The sequence below is a fragment of the Cellulosimicrobium sp. SH8 genome, from assembly GCF_025818875.1.
GTDB classification, from domain to species: Bacteria; Actinomycetota; Actinomycetes; order Actinomycetales; family Cellulomonadaceae; genus Cellulosimicrobium; species Cellulosimicrobium cellulans_D.
Map to the genome: position 1 here is coordinate 425,648 of NZ_JAMXMH010000001.1, position 19,702 is coordinate 445,349.

Annotated in this window: 16 protein-coding genes; 10 read left to right on the plus strand and 6 right to left on the minus strand. The window is 74.8% G+C overall.

Translation table 11 applies throughout. The annotated features are described in order from the left end of the window. The first annotated feature begins 21 nt into the window (after window positions 1–21). Genes NF338_RS01885 through NF338_RS01900 form a run of 4 tightly spaced genes read left to right on the plus strand, consistent with a single transcriptional unit; the run spans window position 22 to window position 4,214 of the window. Window positions 22–1,080, plus strand: a complete 1,059-nt coding sequence (locus NF338_RS01885) for a branched-chain amino acid ABC transporter permease (protein ID WP_239576557.1) — start codon at window positions 22–24, stop codon at window positions 1,078–1,080. Further along, window positions 1,077–2,435, plus strand: coding sequence for a branched-chain amino acid ABC transporter permease (locus NF338_RS01890; RefSeq protein ID WP_264029212.1), 1,359 nt, complete (start codon window positions 1,077–1,079; stop codon window positions 2,433–2,435). Before NF338_RS01885 ends, NF338_RS01890 begins: the two co-directional genes overlap by 4 nt. Continuing rightward, window positions 2,432–3,508 (plus strand): ABC transporter ATP-binding protein, encoded by a 1,077-nt coding sequence (locus NF338_RS01895; protein WP_087470218.1) that lies wholly within the window; start codon window positions 2,432–2,434, stop codon window positions 3,506–3,508. Before NF338_RS01890 ends, NF338_RS01895 begins: the two co-directional genes overlap by 4 nt. Further along, window positions 3,495–4,214, plus strand: coding sequence for an ABC transporter ATP-binding protein (locus NF338_RS01900; protein WP_087470217.1), 720 nt, complete (start codon window positions 3,495–3,497; stop codon window positions 4,212–4,214). Before NF338_RS01895 ends, NF338_RS01900 begins: the two co-directional genes overlap by 14 nt. 60 nt (window positions 4,215–4,274) lie before the next feature. On the opposite strand, the gene NF338_RS01905 is transcribed toward NF338_RS01900, so the two are convergent. Next, a complete protein-coding gene (locus tag NF338_RS01905; protein ID WP_264029214.1) occupies window positions 4,275–5,291 on the minus strand; it encodes a GGDEF domain-containing protein in 1,017 nt (338 codons plus the stop codon). Window positions 5,292–5,475: 184 nt separating this feature from the next. On the opposite strand from NF338_RS01905, the gene NF338_RS01910 reads away from it, so the two are divergent. Continuing rightward, window positions 5,476–7,299 (plus strand): PQQ-binding-like beta-propeller repeat protein, encoded by a 1,824-nt coding sequence (locus tag NF338_RS01910; RefSeq protein ID WP_264029215.1) that lies wholly within the window; start codon window positions 5,476–5,478, stop codon window positions 7,297–7,299. Between the two features lie 21 nt (window positions 7,300–7,320). Then, entirely contained in the window at window positions 7,321–9,048 is a 1,728-nt protein-coding gene (locus tag NF338_RS01915) for a PQQ-like beta-propeller repeat protein (protein ID WP_264029216.1), read from the plus strand. A gap of 23 nt (window positions 9,049–9,071) precedes the next feature. Here the strand turns inward: NF338_RS01915 and NF338_RS01920 are convergent, their stop codons facing one another. Then, window positions 9,072–10,010, minus strand: a complete 939-nt coding sequence (locus tag NF338_RS01920; RefSeq protein WP_264029217.1) for a transglutaminase-like domain-containing protein — start codon at window positions 10,008–10,010, stop codon at window positions 9,072–9,074. Between the two features lie 141 nt (window positions 10,011–10,151). Between NF338_RS01920 and NF338_RS01925 the strand changes: the two genes are divergently transcribed. Further along, on the plus strand, window positions 10,152–11,633 hold the full coding sequence (locus NF338_RS01925) for a DUF1254 domain-containing protein (protein WP_264029218.1): 1,482 nt from the start codon (window positions 10,152–10,154) through the stop codon (window positions 11,631–11,633). A gap of 4 nt (window positions 11,634–11,637) precedes the next feature. Here the strand turns inward: NF338_RS01925 and NF338_RS01930 are convergent, their stop codons facing one another. Beyond that, on the minus strand, window positions 11,638–12,474 hold the full coding sequence (locus tag NF338_RS01930) for a MerR family transcriptional regulator (protein ID WP_264029219.1): 837 nt from the start codon (window positions 12,472–12,474) through the stop codon (window positions 11,638–11,640). Window positions 12,475–12,547: 73 nt separating this feature from the next. Here NF338_RS01930 and NF338_RS01935 point away from each other — a divergent pair, with 73 nt between their 5' ends. Together NF338_RS01935 and NF338_RS01940 are read left to right on the plus strand one after the other, a co-directional pair. Continuing rightward, a complete protein-coding gene (locus NF338_RS01935; protein ID WP_264029220.1) occupies window positions 12,548–14,923 on the plus strand; it encodes a S9 family peptidase in 2,376 nt (791 codons plus the stop codon). Continuing rightward, window positions 14,920–15,906 (plus strand): hypothetical protein, encoded by a 987-nt coding sequence (locus tag NF338_RS01940; protein ID WP_264029221.1) that lies wholly within the window; start codon window positions 14,920–14,922, stop codon window positions 15,904–15,906. The genes NF338_RS01935 and NF338_RS01940 overlap by 4 nt, the downstream gene beginning before the upstream one ends. Before the next feature lie 47 nt (window positions 15,907–15,953). Here the strand turns inward: NF338_RS01940 and NF338_RS01945 are convergent, their stop codons facing one another. The 3 genes from NF338_RS01945 to NF338_RS01955 all read right to left on the minus strand — a co-directional run bounded on the left by NF338_RS01945 (window position 15,954) and on the right by NF338_RS01955 (window position 18,741). Continuing rightward, window positions 15,954–16,598, minus strand: coding sequence for a zinc ribbon domain-containing protein (locus NF338_RS01945; RefSeq protein ID WP_264029222.1), 645 nt, complete (start codon window positions 16,596–16,598; stop codon window positions 15,954–15,956). Window positions 16,599–16,750: 152 nt separating this feature from the next. Then, entirely contained in the window at window positions 16,751–17,668 is a 918-nt protein-coding gene (locus NF338_RS01950; protein ID WP_264029224.1) for a hypothetical protein, read from the minus strand. A gap of 2 nt (window positions 17,669–17,670) precedes the next feature. Then, window positions 17,671–18,741: an SPFH domain-containing protein gene (locus NF338_RS01955; RefSeq protein ID WP_264029226.1), complete on the minus strand. Its 1,071-nt coding sequence runs from the start codon at window positions 18,739–18,741 to the stop codon at window positions 17,671–17,673. A 96-nt stretch (window positions 18,742–18,837) separates the two neighbouring features. Between NF338_RS01955 and NF338_RS01960 the strand changes: the two genes are divergently transcribed. Then, window positions 18,838–19,689: an NUDIX hydrolase gene (locus NF338_RS01960; protein ID WP_264029227.1), complete on the plus strand. Its 852-nt coding sequence runs from the start codon at window positions 18,838–18,840 to the stop codon at window positions 19,687–19,689. Window positions 19,690–19,702 lie beyond the last annotated feature (13 nt).

Sequence of the window (19,702 nt, forward strand, 5' to 3'; positions counted from 1 at the left end):
GAGAAAGAATCAGGGAGCGTCATGCCCGCTCTTGCTGACGCGCTGATGCACAGCGCGACCGCCGGTCCCCTCGTCCACCAGTCCCTCATCGACTTCAACATCGCGGGCCTCGCCCGGAACTTCTGGGGCCTCACCATCGAGGGCCTCACCTACGGCGCGATCTACGCGCTCGTGGCCGTCGGCTACACGCTCGTCTACGGCGTGCTGCGGCTCATCAACTTCGCCCACTCCGAGGTCTTCATGCTCGGCATGTTCGGGCAGTACGCGACCCTCATGCTCCTGGGCTTCGCCCCGAGCGGGAACGCATACGACAAGGGCATCGCCCTCACCGTCCTCTACCTCGGCATCGCCATGCTGGGCGGGATGCTCGTCGCGGGCGGCGCTGCCGTCGGGCTGGAACGCGTGGCCTACAGACCGCTGCGACGGCGCGGCGCGCCGTCGCTCGTGTTCCTCATCACCGCGATCGGGATGTCGTTCATCATCCAGGAGTTCGTGCACTTCGTGCTGCCGAAGCTCACGGGTGGCACGCTCGGCGGCGTCAACGCGCAGCAGCCGATCCGGCTGGTGCAGCCGGAGGTGCAGTTCACGATCGGTGGCGCGCCGGTCACGAACATCACCATCGTCATCATCCTGTCGGCCCTCGTGCTCGCGCTCGCGACGGACATGTTCATCAACCGCACCAAGTTCGGCCGCGGTATCCGCGCGGTCGCGCAGGACCCGGTGACAGCGACCCTCATGGGCGTCTCGCGCGAGCGCGTCATCATGCTGACGTTCCTCATCGGCGGCATCCTCGCCGGCGCGGCCGCGCTCCTGTACACGCTGCGCGTGCCGAACGGGATCATCTACTCCGGCGGCTTCATCCTCGGCATCAAGGCGTTCTGCGCCGCGGTGCTCGGCGGGATCGGCAACCTGCGCGGCGCGCTGCTCGGCGGCCTGCTGCTCGGCGTCATGGAGAACTACGGACAGGTCGTCTTCGGGACGGAGTGGCGCGACGTCGTCGCGTTCGCGCTCCTCATCATCGTCCTCATGTTCCGCCCGACGGGCATCCTCGGTGAGTCGCTGGGGAGGGCCCGCGCATGAGCACCTCGACCCCCGCTCCCCAGCCGGCGCCCGAGGGCCGCCCCACGTCCATGCCCCCGGTGGGACGGGTCGCGACGAAGGACCGCCCGCACGGCGGCGTCGGCGACCGGTTCCGCCTGTGGTGGGACGCCCAGGCGCGACCCACGCAGTGGCTGATCGGCGTGCCGTTCCTGATCTTCATCGCGCTCGTGCCGGTCCTCAACATCCCCGTGCTCACCACGGTCGGTACCAACTTCGGCGGCGTGATGGCGCAGTTCGGCATGATCGCGCTCATCGCCATCGGCCTGAACGTCGTGGTGGGACAGGCCGGCCTGCTCGACCTCGGGTACGTCGGCTTCTATGCCATCGGCGCGTACACGGTCGCGATCCTCACGAGCCCCGACAGCCCGTGGAACCAGACGGACGAGTGGCTGTCGAGCGACTGGGCCTGGCTCGCGGCGCTCCCCGTCGCGGTCGCGATCACGTCGCTGTCGGGCCTGATCCTCGGGTCCCCCACGCTGCGTCTGCGCGGCGACTACCTCGCCATCGTCACCCTCGGCTTCGGCGAGATCGTCCGCCTCCTCGCGGACAACCTCGACGAGCTCACGGGTGGCGGCCAGGGCCTGCGCGGCGTGGCCTACCCGCGCGTCGGGGTCACGGAGGAGCTGCCCAACGGCGTCTTCTCCGCCGGCAACGCGGCGGGCACGTTCAACTCGGGCGTGTGGTGGTACTGGCTCAGCCTCGTGTTCATCGTCATCTCGCTGCTCCTCGTGGGGAACCTCGAGCGCTCGCGCGTCGGGCGCGCCTGGGTCGCGATCCGGGAGGACGAGGACGCGGCGGAGATCATGGGCGTCCCCACGTTCCGCTTCAAGCTGTGGGCGTTCGTCATCGGCGCGTCGATCGGCGGCGTCGCGGGCGCGCTCTACGCGGGCCAGGTCCAGTTCGTCATCCCGACGAACTTCAACGTCATCAACTCTGTGCTCTTCCTCTGCGCGGTCGTGCTCGGCGGCCAGGGGAACAAGCTCGGGGTGATCCTCGGCGCGTTCATCATCGTGTACCTGCCGAACTTCTTCCTCGGCCGCACCGAGCTGTTCGGCATCCCGATCAACGGCAACGAGATCGCGAGCTACCGGTACCTGTTCTTCGGGATCGCGCTGGTCGTGCTCATGATCTTCCGTCCACAGGGCCTGATCCCCGTCCGGCAGAAGCTGCTCGCCTACGGGCGCGAGCTCTACGTGGCGGCGCGCCGCGCGGCGCAGGCCGCCACGCGGTCGGGGTCCGACGGCGGTGCGCGGCCGGGCTCCCCGGCCGTCGCCACGGCGACGGGCGGGACCGGCACGGGAGAGAGCACGACGGACGGGGAGGAGACCCGATGAGCACCCACGACCCCGGCGGCATCGGGGCGGGCGGCGAGCACGGCGACGAGCACCTCGCGTCGTCGGGCCGCGCCGACTCGTCGCGCGCCGACCTGTACATGCCGGGCGCCGTCCTGGAGGAGCCCGCGATCGTCGACGTCGCCGAGGTGCGGCCCGAGCTCGCGAACCCGGAGCTCGTCGACGCGATGGTCGCGCCGGACCGCACGGTCCACGCGAAGGTCGGCGAGCCGCTGCTCCAGATGCAGAACGTCACCGTGCAGTTCGGCGGCCTCGTCGCGCTGGACGACGTGACGTTCGACATCCGGCGCGGAGAGATCCTCGGCCTCATCGGGCCGAACGGCGCGGGCAAGACGACGGCGTTCAACGCGATGACCGGCGTCTACCGGCCCACCAAGGGGCAGGTCGTGTTCGACGGCTCCCCGGTCGGCAAGCTCAAGCGCTACCGGATCACGCAGCGCGGCATCGCCCGCACGTTCCAGAACATCCGCCTGTTCAACGAGATGACGGCGCTCGAGAACGTCGTCGTCGGGTCGGACGCGCGGCACCGCACGTCCGTCCCGGGCGCGCTGTTCCGCACCCCGCGCCACCGGCGCGAGGAGCGGGACGCGATCGACCGGGCGCTCGCGTTGCTGGAGTTCGTGGGCGTGGGCGGGCGGGCGACGGAGAAGGCGCGCAACCTCTCCTACGGCGACCAGCGCCGTCTGGAGATCGCGCGCGCCCTGGCCACCGAGCCCAAGCTCCTGTGCCTCGACGAGCCCGCGGCGGGCTTCAACCCGGCGGAGAAGGAGTCCCTCATGGACCTCATCCGCCACATCCGCGACGACGGCTACACCGTCCTGCTCATCGAGCACGACATGCGCCTCGTGCGGGGGGTGACCGACCGCATCGTCGTGCTCGAGTTCGGGCGCGTCATCGCGGACGGCACGCCCGACGAGGTCACGAGCGACCCCAAGGTCATCGCGGCCTACCTGGGCGTGCCGGACTCCGAGCTGACCGCCGACGAGGGGGGCACGGGCGCGGACCGTGCCGCAGGGCCGACGACCGAAGGAGGCAGCGGCGATGCCTCTGCTTGAGCTGCAGGACATGACGGTCGCCTACGGGCGGATCGAGGCGGTGCGGGGCATCTCGATCACCGTCGAGGAGGGCGAGCTCGTCACCCTCATCGGGGCGAACGGCGCCGGGAAGACGACGACGATGCGCGCGATCTCGGGCATCCGCCCGGTCTCGCGCGGCAAGGTCCTCTTCGACGGCAAGGACATCACCAAGATGAAGGCCCACCTGCGCGTGCTCGAGGGCATCGTGCAGGCACCCGAGGGCCGCGGGATCTTCCCCGGCATGACCGTCATCGAGAACCTCGAGATGGGCTCGTACGCGCGCACGTTTGCGTCGAAGGCCGAGCACGACGAGACCCTCGACCGGGTGTTCGACCTCTTCCCGCGCCTCGCCGAGCGCAAGGAGCAGGTGGGCGGCACGATGTCCGGCGGCGAGCAGCAGATGCTCGCGATCGGGCGCGCGCTCATGGCGCGCCCGCGGCTCCTGCTCCTCGACGAGCCGTCGATGGGTCTCGCGCCCATGGTCATCCAGCAGATCTTCCGCATCGTGTCGGAGATCAACGCCCAGGGCACGACGGTCCTGCTCGTCGAGCAGAACGCGCAGCAGGCGCTGTCGCGCTCCGACCGCGCCTACGTGCTGGAGACGGGCGAGGTCGTGCGCAGCGGCGGGGGCAAGGAGCTGCTGGCCGACTCGAGCATCAAGGAGGCGTACCTCGGCGTGGCCTGACCCCCGGCGCAACCTGGTCGAGCACGCCTCTGCGCGCTGCCGAGAACGACATGGGTGCCGCTATCCGACGGATAACGGCACCCATGTCGTGTTCGGCGGGGTGGGGGTGGTCAGCGGCACGCGGGCCGCCGCGAGGCGGGCCTCGCCCTCGCGCACGAGTTCGTCGGCGTCCGCCGCTCCGGCGACCGACCATGTGAGCGAGGTGCGGAACGTCGGCCGTGCCGGGCCGTCGGGGCCGCCGAGCCGGGCGAGGACCTCCTGCCGCAGGGCCTCGGCGCTCGCGGCGGCCTCGACGTCACCCATCGCGGGCAGCGTCGCGAGCACCGCGAACCGGTCGCCGTCGACGCGACCGGCCTCGCAGCCCCCGGGGAGCCACGACCGCAGCCGTCGGCCCACGCCGGCCAGCAGCGCGTCCCCGGCGTCCTGTCCGTGGAGCGCGTTGACCCCGGACATGTCCTGGACGTCGAGCAGGAGCAGCGCGACGCGTGTGCCGCCGTGCGCGACCAGCCGGCAGCGCCGGGTGAGCGAGTGCCAGGTGCTGCGGCGCGAGAGCAGGCCCGTCAGCGCGTCGTGCGTGGACCGCTCCGCGAGCGTCCCGACGAGCGAGCGCACGAGCTCCGCCGCGCCGACGCTCGCCCAGTGGCCGCCGTGGACGAGGACGTCGTCGTACCGGTGGTCGTCGGGCCGGGACATGGCGAGGGTCGCGACCTCGGTGACGGCCGCCGTCGGCGCGACGACGAGCGGCGCCCAGTCCGTGACGCTCGCGACCGGTCGGCGTTCCAGGACCGCGCGGCCGTAGCCGAGCCGGCCCGTGAGCGCGGCGACGAGGCTCGAGCGCACCACGACGCCGAGGCGACCGTGGGCGTCGGCGGCCGGAGCGCCCGGCGGGGGGACCGCGTCGTCGTGCACGACGACGCACGTGACGTCGGGATTGCGGAACACGACCTCCAGCTGGCCCACCGGCATGGAGGAGCCGACCGACAGGACCGGCCGCGCGAGGTCGGCGACGGTGCCGCTCGCGCGCGCGGGCGGCCGCATCGCGGTGTGCTGGGCCAGCTCGGTGAGTTCGTCGTGCACACGGGCAGTGTGGCGGCGCCGCGACCGTCACGGCCGAGGTCGAGGACAGAGTTCGTCGAGAGTTCACGGCCGCGTCACGCGGCCGTCGCCGGGCGTCACCGCGCGGCCCGTGACGGGCCGTGAGGGCCGTCCCACGGTCACGTGCGAGGCGAGGTCGGAGCACGGGAGCCCCTAGGCTGGCAGGGTGCCGCTCCGCCGTCGTGACGCCCGGGACCGACTGACCTTCGAGCTGGTCGAGTCGGCGGACGCGGACGCGGACCTCGAGGACGACTCACCGGCCTGGGGTTCCGCCGCCGGCACCACGCCCGTTCCTCGCGGCAGCACCGCGGGCGCCTCCCGGTCGGGCGCCGCGTCGCCGGTCGACCTCGACGCGCTCGGAACCGGACAGGGCGTGCCGGTCCCGGGCCCGGAGGACGCCCCCGGCCCGGCCGAGCCCGCGGACGGCGACCCTTCCGGCGGTGCCCGGGCGTCCCGCTCCGGCCGACGGACGGCCGTGGTCGGCGCGGTCGCCGCCGGGGTCGCCCTCGTGCTCGGCGGGATGTTCGCGGTCGACGCGTGGCACGGCCGGGCCGACCTCGACCGCCTGCGCGCAGCACCAGGCGGGGTCGAGCCGCTCCCCGACGCCCCGCGGGAGCAGTGGACCGCCGACGTCACGCTCCCGGGCGGCTTCTCCCTCGTCCCCGGCGCCCTCGTGACGTTCGAGGGGGAGTCCGCCGTCGCGCGCTCGCTCGACACGGGCGAGGAGCGCTGGCGCGTCGAGGTCGGCGCGTACGCGGCGTGCGGCAGCGCGCTCGTCTGGTCCCTGCCGTTCGGCGAGCCGGACGACACGCTCGTGTGCCTGGCCCCCTCCCTCGACGCGGCGGGCGCACCGCTGCCCGAGGACGAGCTGCCGGTCGACCCGATGACGGGGCGCGTCGAGGCCTCGGCGTGGACGGTCACCGTCGTCGACGCGGACGGCGAGGTGCTCGGCCGTCGAGACGTGACCTCGGAGGGCGGCGCTCCCTCGCCCGGGCTCGGCGGGACGATCGTCCGGGCGGAGCGCGTGGGCGAGGTGCCGGAGGGTGACGGTGCCCTGGTCGAGCAGGACACGGTGACGGGCGAGATCAGCGAGATGCCCGACGGACGCCCGGCCGTCGTCCGGGTCGAGGACGCCCTCACGGGTGACCTGCGCTGGGAGGCCGACCTCCCGTTCGTCGCACGGTCGGGGCAGTGCGTCGAGTGGAGCGAGACCGACGGCACCCAGACGACCCGTGCCGAGCTCGAGAACCTGTGGGTCGCCGTCGAGACACGACTCGTGCGCGTCGACGGCTGCGGCGTCACCTCGTGGTTCACGCCCGACGGGACCCGGCTCGACGACGTCGGCGTCCCGACGGACGGCGTCGTGGCGCTCGGCGACGGCACCTACTACCGCGACCCGACGAGCAACGACTACAGCTGGGGCTACCCCGCGGGCGGGGACGTCACGGCGGCGCCCGCGATCCTCGCGCCGGACGGGACGGTGCGCTGGGAGGCGCCCGGCCCCGTCGTCGTGCCCCGGTCGACGGACGGGCGGCCGAGCCCGCACGTGGTGCGCGACGGGCTGGGGGTCGTCGCCTACGACCAGGCGGGCGCGGAGCTGTGGCGCACGGACGAGGTCGGGACGCCGGAGAGCGTGCTCGTCGCGGCGAGCGACACGCTGGTGATCTCGAACGGGTACGGGAACGGCGTCCTCGTCGGGCTCGACGCCGCCACGGGCCACGAGCGCTGGTCGTTCGGCAGGGAGGAGGCCGAGGCGGTGCTGGACGTCGGGTCGGGCTGGGGGACCGACACGGCGTACACCGACGGCACCCGGGCGATCGTCACGGTCTCCGACTGGGACGTCGGGAGGACCACGCTCGTCGCGCTCGACCTGTCCGACGGCCACGTCGCGTGGACGACGGAGGTGTCGGCCGACGGGGGCTCCTGGGCGGCGCCGCTCCAGGGTCGGCTCCTGCGGATGAGCGAGACGGAGATCACCCGGCTCGGTTGACGGCCGTCCTACTCTGGGCGTGTGCCGCTCCGACGACGAGACGGCGGTGACGACCGTCGCACGTTCGAGCTCGTCGAGTCGGTCGGGGTCGACGTGGATCCCGACCTCCTCGACGCGCCCCACCCCGTGCTGCTCGGTGCGCTCCCGCGCGACGCCCCGCCCGGTCTCGAGCACCACGACCCGACGCGGCTCGGCGGCGACGACCTCGACGACGCCGGCGTCGGCGTCCCGGGCACCGCACCGCGTGCGCCCGGCGCGGACCGTCGGCGACGGCGGTGGGTCGCCGCCGCCGTGGTGACGGGTGTCGTGGCCGCGCTCGTGGGCGGGATGCTCGTCGTCGACGCGGTGACGAGCCGGGACGCGCAGGAGCGGCTCGAGAGCGCGCGGGGAGCGGTCCACGCGCTCGACGGTGCCCCGACGGAGCGGTGGACGGCGCCGGCGTCGACGGACCGTGGCGCCGGGTTCCTGCCCGGCCTGCTCGTGACGGTCGAGGGTGACGAGGCGGTCGCGCTGGACCTGGCCACCGGCGCCGAGGCGTGGCGCGTCCCGCTCGGCGGGGACGAGGCCGTGTGCGGGTCGTGGAGCCCGTGGGAGCTGTCGAGCGCGGTGTCGCGCGAGGTCGTGTGCGTCGCGGGGTCCGGGGTGGGGCCCTACTGGTACGACCCGAGGACACCGTCGCAGGCCGAGCCGGGCGCGGACGTCCCCCCGGCGCACGTGACCGTCCTCGGCGCGGCAGGGCAGGTCGTGGGGGAGCGCGACGTCGAGGTGGGCGACGCGGTCCTCGCGCCGGGTCCCGACGGCGGCCTGGTCCGGGCCGAGCGCGTCGGGGAGCCGGGGGAGCCGAGCGGGCCGCCCGTCGCGGTCGACCCGGGCGCCGGGGAGTCGGTCGACGGCGTCGCGGGGCGGGACGTCGTCGTGACGGTCGAGGACGCCCTGACCGGCGCGGTGCGCTGGCGCAGCGAGCTCCCGTTCCAGGACGTGCCGTGGTCGTGCACCACGTGGGACCCCGAGACGGGTGGCGAGGAGATCGAGCCGGACCGGCTCACGCTCGTCTCGACGGAGACGCTGGTCGACGTCGGCGGCTGCGGCGTCGCGGCGTCGTTCCTCCCGGACGGCGTGCGCCTGGACGACCCCGACCTGCCCACCGACGGCGCGGTGCCGCTCGCGGGCGGTCGGTTCCTCGTGGACGCGGACCGGCAGGGCGCGACCGGGGCGCTGCGCGCCGACCGCGTGCTGGACGCCGCCGGGGTGCCTGTCCTCGACGTCCCGGGCGAGCTGCTCGACCCGCAGGCGACCGACGACCCGGCGCCCGGCGTGCTCCTCGTGCGCGACGGGATCGACCTGCGCGCGTACGACGACGAGGGTGCGCGCCTGTGGACGTACGACGGCGCGCGCGTCCCGGAGGCCGTCTACGTGCTCGCGGAGGGCACGGCCGTCGTCGGGACGGCGAGCACGGTGTTCGGGCTGGATGCGCTGTCCGGTGAGCAGACGTGGTCGCGGTTCCTCGACGACCTCGGGGGCTACGAGGGCTGGTCGGCGATGGTGACGCAGGCCTTCACGGACGGGCGGTGCGTGATCCTGGTGCTGGTCGACCCGGCGACGGGGACGCACCCGCGCGTGGTCGCGCTCGAGCTGTCGTCCGGTTCGGTCGTCTGGGAGCAGGACCTGGACGGGGAGCAGGCGTCGTTCGTCCCCGTGCAGGGTCGGCTCCTGCGCTGGGACGGGCAGACGGTCACGCTGCTGGGGTGAGCCGCGCCCCGGCTCGGCCGGGCTCACCCGACGAGCACCGCGTCCCGCGGGACGGCGGCCCAGCCGGTCCGGCGCGCCGTGAGGTCGGTCCAGCCCAGTCGGCCGGTGGGCGACCACGTCGTGACGTAGCGTCCGGGCCGCAGGCGGTCGTCCGTGGCCCACAGGACGGTGAGCGCCGCCTCGGCGGTCCGGTCGCCCGCGTCGGCCAGGAGCGTGAGCTCGGCGACCCGGTCCGTGAGTGCGACGGCGCGGTCGTCCGGGGCGGCGCCGGGCAGGGCGGACGCGCCCCACACGTCCCACAGCAGGAGCTCGTGCCGCTGCCGGTGCGCGAGGTCGGCGAGCACGTACCGCTGCACGAACCCGGGCCCGGTCAGCCAGGGCAGGTCGGGGCCGGCACCGTGGTCGGCGAGGTCGCGCCGCCCGGCGCGGTACGCCGTCCAGGCCTCGGCCGCGGTCTCGAACGGGGACCCCTCGCCCGTCGGCAGGTCGAGAGGGTCGAACGCGACGCCGTCGGGCGCGATCTCGGGGTCGGACCGGACCCACCGTGCGCCGTCGTGCCGTTCCACCACGACGTGGTCGTGGTGGAACCCGTCCGCCCCGAGGTAGTTCGCGAACCCGAGGCGCGTCCGGGCCGGGACGCCGTGCTCGCGGAGCACGGCGACGGCGAGGAGCGAGTGGTCGCGGCAGCATCCCCCGACCTGCGCGTCCGCGGGCCGCGGCGCGGCGAGCGGCGCGCCGGGCGCGCGCTGGGTCGCGGCGTCGAGGATCGACGCGACCCAGCGTCGGTCGACGTCCGCGCACTGGGCCGGGGTGGGTGCCGTCGCCCCGGCGCGGTAGTGCACGACGGCGTTCGTCACGGCCGCGTGCAGGCTCGCCGGGTCGGGTGCCACGGCCGCGAGGAGCGGCGCGTGGTGACGCGGGTCGGAGTAGGGGCTGTGGGAGGCGTAGCGCGAGACGTCCATGCCGCGAGCCTCGAGTCCGCCCCAGGGGCAGGGTCAAGCCTCCTTCCCGGTGGCGGTGCGGTGGCCCCCGATCTACGGTCGGCCCAGCCGCTCGGCGTCGAGCGTGCGTGCCGTGCACCGATCGACGAAGGGGCCAGAGCCATGTCCGACGCGAGCACCGAGACCAGCACCGGGACGAGCACCGAGACCGGCCCGGCGACGAGCGCCGTGACCGACGCTCTGGCCGCGGCGGTCGCCGCGGTGAGCACGCCCTCCCCGGTGGACACCCCGCTCGGGCGGTTCGACCTGGTCGACGGGGTGCCGACCCCGGAGTCGGTCGAGCGGCTGTACGGGTCGCTGGACTTCCTGCGCGGCGTGGAGGCGTTCCTCAGCGCGATGCCCGGCGCGTCGCTCGTGGCGATGCGGCGCGGGTTCCGCGAGCTCGGCCTCCTGCGCTCCAACCAGGTCGGCTACACCGACCCGCGGGCCGACTCGGGCGGCATCTTCCTCACGCCGAACACAGCGACGACGTACGGGTCGCTCTTCGTCGACCTGCGCGAGACGGGCCCGCTCGTCATCGAACCCCCCAAGAACTCGCTGTGCGTGGTCGACGACTTCTGGTTCCGCTACGTGGCCGACATGGGCATCGCCGGGCCGGACCGTGGCGAGGGCGGCCGGTACCTGTTCCTTCCGCCCGGCTACGACGGCGAGGTACCGGACGGCTACTTCGTCTACCGGACGCCCACGTTCACCAACTGGGTCGTGCTGCGCGCGCTGGGCGGCGTGCCGGCGATGAAGGAGACGCGGATCTACCCGCTCGCCGACGCGGGGGACCCGCCGCCGACCGAGTTCGTCAACATCGCGGGGACGCGCGTCAACACCGTCCACGCCAACGACGCCTCGTTCTTCGACGAGGTCGCCGAGATCGTCGCGGAGGAGCCGACGAGCGCGCTCGACCCCGAGCGCGCCGGGCTGCTGCGTGCGGTCGGCATCGTGCCCGGGCGTGCGTTCGACCCGAGCCCGGAGCTGCGCGCGACGCTCGACACCGCGGCTCGGGCCGGAGCGGCGATCAGCCGCGCGCTCGTCTACTCGCCCCGCGACCCGGAGGCGCGCGTCGCGCCCGGGTCGAGCTGGCTCCAGGCGTTCCTCGGCGGCTCCTACGAGTTCCTCGCCGACGGCGCGCGCCTGCTCGACGCACGGGCGCAGTTCCACTTCTTCGCGACCGTCATCACGCCCGCCATGGCGCACGCCCAGGTCGGGGCCGGGTCCGCCTACGCCTACACGGCCCACGACGCGCAGGGCCGGATCCTCGACGGCGCGCGCACGTACCGGCTCGTGCTGCCGCCGAACCCGCCCGCGAAGAACTTCTGGTCGGTGGACCTCTACGACACCCAGACCCGGTCGCTGCTCCAGACTGACAACCCGTACCCGAGCCTCCTGAGCCTCAGCGGCACCGTGGCCACGGAGGAGGACGGCAGCACCGTGCTGTGGTTCGGTCCGGAGCCGCCGGCGGGGCGCGAGTCCAACTGGGTCGGGACGGTCCCGGGCAGGTCGTGGTTCCCGATGCTGCGCCTGTACGGGCCGCTCGAGCCGTGGTTCGACCGCACGTGGCTCCCGGGGGACCTGGAGCTCGTCGAGGACTGACGGGCTAGCGCGCGGGGCCGGGCCCGACGGCGAGCGCGACGTCCGCGACGACCACGTCCGGGTCGTCGGACCACGGGACGGCGTACACCTCGCGGGACAGGGCGTGCGCCTGCCCGGTCGCGACGCGCAGCGCGTCGAGGTACCCGACGATCTGCGGGAACCGGCAGTCGCGCGACGGCACCTCGACGTACGCCTCCGTGCGGGCCGGGTCCTCGCGGAGCACGACCGGCCCGGCGGGGACGACCGCCCCCCGGTACGGGACGCACGCCTCGACGCGCCCGGGGACGTCGCGGCCGACCGGCGAGTGGTAGATCACCCAGTGCGCGGCCCCCGCCTCGGCGCCCGCGGCGGCGAGGTGCGCCCGGATCGTCAGCAGGTCGGCGCTGAACGTGGGGACGAGGTCGGCCTGGGTCGTGGACGACGTGATCGTCGCGACCGTGCACGCCGGGACGTCGCGCCACCGGACCTCGGCCGCCCCGCGCCGCACGGCGAGCCGGCGCGCGAGCTCCTCGGCGGTCGCGCGCTGCTCCGCGAGCGACCGCTGCTGCTCGTCCCACCACCCGAGGAGGACGTCGCGCACGTCGCGCGGGTCGGCGTCGAGCACCTCGGGGACGCGTGCGAGCGGCACGTCGATCCGGCGCAGCAGCGCCAGGGCGCGGCCCCGTTCGGCCTGCTCGGGCGCGTAGGCCCGGTAGCCCGTGCGGGGGTCGACGCGGGCCGGGACGAGGAGCCCGTTCGCGTCGTAGAGCCGCAGCGCCTTGATGGACAGCCCCGACGCGCGCACCATCTCGCCGCTCGTGAGCGACGTCGTCGTCCGGCGTGCCCCCTGCTCCTCCGTCACGCGTCGAGCGTAACGACCGGTGCGGGACGCGCCACGGCGACCGCGCGCCGTCGGGCGGCACTACCCTGGCCAGATGCCTGACGACCTCACGCAGACCGCCACGCCGCCGACCCCCGCGGAGCGGGAGGAGCCGCAGGCGCCCGTCGCGCCCCGCCGCCCGGCGCCGCGCACGCACCACGGGGAGACCGTGGAGGACGACTACGAGTGGCTGCGGGACAAGGAGTCGCCCGAGGTCGTCGCCCACCTGGAGGCCGAGAACGCGTACACCGAGCAGCGGCTCGCGCACCTCGAGCCGCTGCGCGAGCGGATCTTCGAGGAGATCAAGGCGCGCACGCTCGAGACCGACCTGTCCGTGCCCGTGCGGCAGGGTGCGCACTGGTACTACGCGCGCACGGTCGAGGGCTCGCAGTACCCGATCCGGGCGCGCGCGCCGATCGACGCGAGCCTGGGCAGCGACGCGCCGTCGTCCTGGGTGCCGCCCGTGCTGGAGCCGGGCGTGCCCGTGCCGGGCGAGCAGGTGCTGCTCGACGACAACGTGGAGGCCGAGGGCCACGACTTCTTCTCGCTCGGGGCGTTCGACGTGTCCGTCGACGGGACGCGGCTCGCGTACGCGGTCGACGTCGTCGGCGACGAGCGGTACACCCTGCGGATCCGCGACCTCGACACGGGCACGGATCTCGTCGACGAGGTCCCCGGGACGTTCCCGGGCGCCGTCTTCTCCCCGGACGGGCGGTACGTCTTCTACCCGACGGTCGACGACGCGTGGCGGCCCTGGCGCGTGTGGCGCCACGAGGTGGGGACTCCGGCGACGCAGGACGTCGTCGTCTTCGAGGAGCCCGACGAGCGCTACTGGGTCGGCGTGGGCGTCTCGCGCTCGCAGCGGTTCGTGCAGATCGACGTCGGCTCGAAGATCACGTCGGAGACCTGGCTGATCGACGCCGCCGACCCGACCGCCGAGCCGCAGGTCGTGTGGCCCCGCCGAGAGGGCGTCGAGTACACGGTCGAGCACGCTGTCCTGCCGAGCACGTGGTTGCCCGCCGTCGAGCACGAGGAAAGTGGCGGAAAGACGGCGAGAACGACAGCAACGTCGGGTTCGGCGGGGGAGCGGCGGGACGTGCTGCTCGTGCTGCACAACGACGGTGCGGAGAACTTCGAGCTGGTCGTGACCCGGGTGCCCGACGGCGGTGCGTCCGCCGGCGGGCCGGCTGGCCCGAGCGACGCGACCGTCGTCGTGCCGCACGACCCCGAGACCCGGCTGGAAGGGGTCGACGCCTTCGCCTCGCACCTCGTCGTCTCCTACCGGCGGGACGCGCTGTCGCGGGTCGGGGTGATCGACCTCGCGTCGGCCGAGCCGCCGCGCCCTGCCGGCCTGCCGACCCCGATCCGGACCGGGGACACCCCGGCGCCCCCGGCCGACCACTGGCACGTGCACGAGGTGCAGTTCGACGAGCCGCTGTACACCGCCGCGCTCGCCGGGAACCCCGAGTGGGACCAGCCGAACGTGCGCCTGTCCTACGCGAGCTTCGTCACGCCGTCGACCGTGTACGACCTGCGTGTCGAGACCGACGAGCTCACGCTGCTCAAGCAGCAGCCCGTGCTCGGCGGGTACGACGCCGCGGACTACGTGCAGCGCCGCGAGTGGGCCACGGCCGAGGACGGGACGCAGGTGCCGGTCTCGCTCGTGTGGCGGCGCGACGCCGTCGGGCTCGACGCGACGGGCACGGGCGCCGAGCCCGCGCCGCTGCTGCTCTACGGCTACGGGTCGTACGAGATCAGCATCGACCCGGGCTTCTCCGTCTCGCGCCTGTCGCTGCTGGACCGCGGGGTCGTGTTCGCCGTCGCGCACGTGCGCGGCGGGGGCGAGATGGGGCGCCGCTGGTACGACGAGGGCAAGACGCTCACCAAGCGGAACACGTTCACCGACTTCGTCGCGGTCGCGCGCCACCTCGTCGACGCGGGCTGGACGACCCCCGAGCGCCTCGTCGCGCAGGGCGGCTCGGCGGGCGGGCTGCTCATGGGCGCGGTGACGAACCTTGCGCCCGAGCTGTTCGCGGGTGTGCTCGCGCAGGTGCCGTTCGTCGACGCGCTCACGTCGATCCTCGACCCGTCCCTGCCTCTGACCGTCGTCGAGTGGGACGAGTGGGGCGACCCCCTGCACGACCCCGAGGTCTACCGGTACATGCGCACGTACACCCCGTACGAGAACGTGCCCGACGACGCGGCCCGCTACCCGCGGATCCTCGCCGTGACGTCGCTCCACGACACGCGCGTGCTGTACGTCGAGCCGGCCAAGTGGGTCGCGCGGCTGCGCGCCGCCGGGGCGCCCGCGCTGCTCAAGATCGAGATGCACGCCGGGCACGGCGGCGTCTCGGGCCGGTACGAGGGCTGGCGCGAGGTCGCGTACGAGGACGCGTGGGTCCTCGACGTGCTCGGGCTCGCGGGGCGGTGACGGGCCCGACGCCCGACCCGCGGGCGGCGCGCGACGCGACGCCCCCGGGGACGGCGGCGCTGCTGCTGCGCCCGGTCGGCTACCTCGCGATCGGGCTGGTGTGGACGACGATCGGGCTGTTCGTCGTCGGCCTGTACCTCGCGGTCGCGGCGTACGGGCTGTTCGAGCCGCCCGCGGACCAGGAGCCGTGGGCCGAGCTCGCGGCCTCGCCCGGCGCCGTGCTGGGCCGGCTCGCCGTGGTCGCGCCGATCTTCGTCGTCCTCGCCGGGCCGGTCGCCTGGTACCTGTCGTGCGCGACCTGGCCGCTCGCCGCGCTGTCCTTCGTGTACGCCGGGCGGGCGCTGCGGCCCTCGTACCGCGGCGACCGGCTGTCGTTCACGAGCCACGTCGCGCCCGGCACGACGCTCGGGCCGCCAGTGCCCGGGCCGGTCGCGATGTCGCTCCAGCCGCAGCGGCGCTCGCGGCTCACGGACACGCTCATGCGCTTCTACGCGTGCGGGTGGAACCTGGACTTCCGCGAGTTCTGGCCCGCGGTCCCGGCGGGGATCGCCTGGGCGCTCGCGAGCACCGGGGCGTCGACGGCGCTGCCGTCGGGCTGGCGGGTCGGGCTCGTCGTGGCCGCCGTCCCGTGCGCGCTCTGGTCCGTCGTCGCGTTGCGCCGGGCGTGGACCTGGCGGTTCCACCGGGAGCGCGCACGACTCGCGGCACGCCGCCGCCTCGAGCGGCACGGCGACCAGTACCGGATCGACCCGCGCGTCGTCCGCACGCGCCCGCAGTCGGCCGAGCACCGGGCCGGTGTCGAGGCCGAGCGCGCCGAGGCGCGCGTCGCGCAGGACCGCCTGACGAGCCTCACGAGCGACGAGATCGGCGAGCGCCGCGAGGCCGTGCTCCGGGCGCGCCGCGACCGCGAGGCGCGTGCCGAGCGAGAGGCTCGCAAGGCGGCGCGTCGGGACCGGCGGGGCGGGGCGCCGTCGGACCGCTGAGCCTGCCGCACCGGCTCCAGAACAGCCTGGGCTCGGGCGGCCTGCGGTCAGGCGGCCTGCGGGCTGCCGCACTCCGCGCAGAACCGCGCCCCCGCGGCGTTCTGCGTGCCGCACTCGCGGCACGCGGCGACCTGCGTCAGGCGCTCGCCGCACTCGCCGCAGAACTTGCCGCCCTCGACCTTCGCGCCGCACGACGGGCACCGGGTGACGGCAGCGGTCCGCACGTCCGCGCCACCGACGAGGTCGGTCGTCCGGAGCTGTTCCTGGAGCTGGTACCGGCGGGCCTCGGCCTGGAGCTGCGCGAGCTCCTCCACCTGCTTCGGTGAGCAGCGCACGCACTGACCGACGGTGTCGTTCCAGCAGATCTCGTGGCACATCCAGTCGCCGCACCCGTGGCACTGGCGGAAGGCGTCGCGCACCTCGCCGACGGCGGCGTCGAGCGCCTTGTCCTTCGCCGACGAGTTGGTCTGCCGGTCGGCGGCCCACGACCCCGCCGCGTACGACAGGTCGGCGACCCTGCCGCCGAAGAACCGGCCCGCCGCCTGGACGAGGCTGCTGCCCTTGGCCACGAGGTCCGCCTGGTACGCCGACCGGTACCCGTTGCCGCACCGCTCGCACCGGAACTCGAACTGGTAGCCGCCCGCGTTCGACAGATCGCGGACGTTGTCGGTGAAGGCGATGGGCGCGCTCATGGCAGGGTCCTCGGCAGGCTCGGGGGTCGGCGTCCCCGCAGGCCAGGCCCGCGGGAGGGGGACGTCATGGGGAGCCCATGACCGCAGCGATGCTACCCACGGACCCTCGTCGCCCGGGCGGATCACCCGGGTGAAATCGGGCACCCCGGCGGTCAGGGGCGGACGAGCCGCAGGGGCGAGCCGGCGGTGCGGACCGTGACGGTCTGGCCCCAGGCGGCGACGAGGCGGTCATCCTCCACGCCGTCGCCGAACACGACGAGACGGTCCGACGCGACGGTGAGCGCGACGTCCGTGCCGTCCTCGACGATGCCCTCCGTGAGCGTGACGCCCGTCGCCGGCGAGGGCCACGCCTCGCGCACGAACCAGCCGAGCCGGTGCTCGGTGCGCCCCGGCGCCGGGCGGCCGCCGCGGTCGTGCGCGAGCGACGCCCACCAGCCCGTCGCGCCGGTGCCGGTCGCGACGAGCACGCCCGACGACGACTGCCGCTCCTCGCCCGCCGCGCACCGCAGCGTGTAGCGCGCGCTCTGGTGGCTCGGGTGCCCGACGAACACCTCGTTGAGCGCCGTGAGGTGCTGCCCGTCGTCGAGGTCGGCGCGGACCATGGTGAGCGCGTCGACGGGCAGGACCGCCGTGGGGTCGGGAGCGCCCGCGGGGGCGTCGCCCCCGAGACCGCGGAGGAGGGCCGTGGCGGCGCCGACCGAGTGCCGCACGAGCACCCCGGGGTTCACCCCGGGCTCGGGGTCCACGCCGAGCACGGGCTGCCCGCGGAGATACTTCGCGACGTTCGCGACGAGGCCGTCCTGCCCGACGACGACCACGACGTCCTCCGGCGCGAGGAGGAACCGCGACAGGTCGGCGCGCTCGACGTCCGCGCGCGCCCAGCCCGCGGGGAGGGCGGCCACGACCGCGTCGCGCGCCGCGCCGAGCGCGTCGTGCCGCGCCTGGACCTCGGCGAGCGACCGGCCGCGCGAGCGGAGGAAGAACTCCGCCTGGCCGCGGGTCCCGTGCCGGTCCAGCAGGTCGTCGAGCTCGGTCCGCCGGTGCACGACGACGGCGCGTCGCCGCAGCATCGTCAGGCCGCCCGCCCGGTGGTCCCCGACGCCGTGCCCGACCTCGTGCCGTCCGGCCCGCCGTCGGGCCCACCGAGCGCGCCGCCGAGCAGCGAGCCCAGCACACCCGTCAGGAGGTCAGGCGTGATGGTGAGGTTCTGGACGTCGGGGAGCGAGCCGGCCGCCTCGCGGACCGCGAGCGCGAGCAGCGTGCCCTGGCCGGCGCTCGCCCAGACGTCCATGCGGGCCTGCTCGGCCGCGGCCTCGGCCGCGCCGACGACGCGCACCTGCTCCGCCTGCGCGTCGGTCGCGAGCCGCGCGCGCTCGGCGGTCGCGCGGGCGTCGACGAGCGCGGCGGCGGCCTTCTCCTCGGCCTCGCGCCGGGCGTTCGCGCCGTCCTGGGCGACGAGGCGCTCGCGGCGGGTCGCAAGCTCGATCTTGCTCGCCAGCTCGTTCTCGGCGATCGCGCGCTCGCGCTCGACGGCGAGGGCCCGGCGCTCGTACGTCGCGCGGTCGGCCTCGGCCTGCACCTGCTCGCGCGCCGGCGTCTGGAGCGCGCGCTCGACGTCCTTCTCGGGCCGGACGGCGAGCACCTGGACGCCGATGACGACGATGCCCGTCGCCATGAGGCGGGGGTCCGTGGTCAAGGCGTCGGCGAGCACGTCGCGCACGCGCGGCACGCCGGCCGTGAGCGCGTCGGCGAGGGGCATCGCGGCGAGCGCGTCGGCGGCCCGGCTCTGCGCGAGCCGCCCGACGATGCTCGTCACCTGGTCGCGTCCCGCGGTGCTCGACTCGCCGCTGCGGGGGTCGACGGCGAAGTCGAGGCGCTGCGAGACGGTCACGGGGTCGGCGAACCGGTAGGTGACCCCGGCCTGGACGGTGACGTCCTGGTGGTCGGCGGTCACGGCGTGGAAGAAGACGGGCAGCTCCTGGTCGTCGACGGGGACCTCCGAGAGGACCGACGTCGTCGGGCGGAACCAGAACGCCTGGCCGACGCCCTCGTGCGCGACGCGCCCGCGGCGCAGGTGCACGACGTGCCCGGTGGGGCTGCCGAGGAAGTGCCGCGTCCACGGGTAGGTGCGGATGGTGGCCATGGTCGTCTCCGTTCGTTCTCGTCTCTCTGACGATAAAGACGCTAGACCTCTCCGATCGTTCTCGTCAACCTGACGCTAATGTGCGACGATGGCCGCATGACCCCGTCCGTCAGCCCGACCCCCGACGTCCCGCCGACCGCCGCGCTGCTGCCCGTCACCGTCGACGTCGTCGCGCTCACGGTCCGCGACGACGCCCTGCACGTGCTGCTCGTCGAGCGCGGCATCGAGCCGTTCCGCGGCGCGCTCGCGCTCCCGGGCGGGTTCGTGCTGCCGGGGGAAGGGCTCGCCCGGGCGGCCCGGCGCGAGCTCGCGGAGGAGACCGGCGTCCGCCCGCCCGGCCATCTCGAGCAGCTCCGCACCTACGGGCCGCTCGACCGCGACCCGCGCGGGCCGGTCCTCTCGGTCGCCTACCTCCTGCTCGCGCCGGAGTTCGGCGTCGTGCACGCCGGGTCCGACGCCGGGGGAGCGGCCTGGTGCCCCGTCGAGCCCCTGCTCGCGGCGGCACCGGGCGGGCCGACGGCGTCGGGCGACCGGGCGCCGTCGGGCACCGGCCTCGCGTTCGACCACGCGCGGATCCTCGCCGACGGCGTCGAGCGCGCCCGCGCCAAGCTCGAGTACTCGGCGCTCGCGACGGCGTTCTGCCCGCCCGAGTTCACCGTCGCCGACCTGCGGCGCGTCTACGAGGCGGTGTGGGGCGTGCGGCTCGACCCGCGCAACTTCTCGCGCAAGGCCACGACCACCCCCGGCTTCCTCGCCGACACCGGCCGGACGACGTCGGGCGGCACCGGCCGCCCCGCGACCCTCTACCGCGCCGCGCCGAACCCGGGATCTCTCCCCACGACCAGCCCCGCCTGGGGAGCGACCCCGGGCTCGGCGGCGGACCCGGACCTCGCGCCCGCGAGCGTGCCCGCCGTCCTCGACCCGCCGCTCATGCGCCCGCGACGGTGACCGCCGGGGGGCC

Excerpts from the sequence above, each read along its gene's own strand:
- NF338_RS01920 (WP_264029217.1), bottom strand. The coding sequence starts at position 10,010 with ATGGACGTCTCGCGCTACGCCTCCCACAGCCCCTACTCCGACCCGCGT.
- NF338_RS01885 (WP_239576557.1), top strand. The coding sequence starts at position 22 with ATGCCCGCTCTTGCTGACGCGCTGATGCACAGCGCGACCGCCGGTCCC.
- NF338_RS01945 (WP_264029222.1), bottom strand. The coding sequence starts at position 16,598 with ATGAGCGCGCCCATCGCCTTCACCGACAACGTCCGCGATCTGTCGAAC.
- NF338_RS01960 (WP_264029227.1), top strand. The coding sequence starts at position 18,838 with ATGACCCCGTCCGTCAGCCCGACCCCCGACGTCCCGCCGACCGCCGCG.
- NF338_RS01950 (WP_264029224.1), bottom strand. The coding sequence starts at position 17,668 with ATGCTGCGGCGACGCGCCGTCGTCGTGCACCGGCGGACCGAGCTCGAC.
- NF338_RS01935 (WP_264029220.1), top strand. The coding sequence starts at position 12,548 with ATGCCTGACGACCTCACGCAGACCGCCACGCCGCCGACCCCCGCGGAG.
- NF338_RS01890 (WP_264029212.1), top strand. The coding sequence starts at position 1,077 with ATGAGCACCTCGACCCCCGCTCCCCAGCCGGCGCCCGAGGGCCGCCCC.
- NF338_RS01925 (WP_264029218.1), top strand. The coding sequence starts at position 10,152 with ATGTCCGACGCGAGCACCGAGACCAGCACCGGGACGAGCACCGAGACC.
- NF338_RS01895 (WP_087470218.1), top strand. The coding sequence starts at position 2,432 with ATGAGCACCCACGACCCCGGCGGCATCGGGGCGGGCGGCGAGCACGGC.
- NF338_RS01900 (WP_087470217.1), top strand. The coding sequence starts at position 3,495 with ATGCCTCTGCTTGAGCTGCAGGACATGACGGTCGCCTACGGGCGGATC.
- NF338_RS01955 (WP_264029226.1), bottom strand. The coding sequence starts at position 18,741 with ATGGCCACCATCCGCACCTACCCGTGGACGCGGCACTTCCTCGGCAGC.